This is a genomic window from Pseudomonas sp. RIT-562, from assembly GCF_026241895.1.
Classification (GTDB): Bacteria; Pseudomonadota; Gammaproteobacteria; order Pseudomonadales; family Pseudomonadaceae; genus Aquipseudomonas; species Aquipseudomonas mandelii_F.
Map to the genome: position 1 here is coordinate 1 of NZ_JAPJIV010000077.1, position 328 is coordinate 328.

Sequence of the window (328 nt, forward strand, 5' to 3'; positions counted from 1 at the left end):
GCGGGAGCCACCTCACGAAGACGAGCCCGGGCCCCAACCCACTTTGGCTGACGAAACGGGTAAATCCTGAGGGTAAATATCGATGATGGACAATGACTGGGTAACGCTATTGTCCGCTGCCGCGCTGGGATTTTCGGTCTTGAACTACGTGCTGTTGGATGGCACTGATCTTGGCGTGGGCGTGCTGATGGGTCTTACTCGTTGCAGTCAGCATCGACGTGCCATGGCGGTGACCATCCTTCCGATTTGGGACGCTAACGAAACGTGGCTCGTGCTCGGTGGCGGCGGGCTGCTGGCGTTGTTTCCGCTGGCTTACGCCGTCCTGCTG

At 59.1% G+C, this 328-nt stretch carries 1 protein-coding gene; it reads left to right on the forward strand.

Features of this window, described 5'->3' with window-relative positions:
* Positions 1–82: 82 nt before the first annotated feature.
* Positions 83–328, forward strand: a 246-nt coding sequence (locus ORL50_RS28820; protein WP_266020108.1) for a cytochrome d ubiquinol oxidase subunit II, incomplete at its 3' end; no start/stop codon positions are given.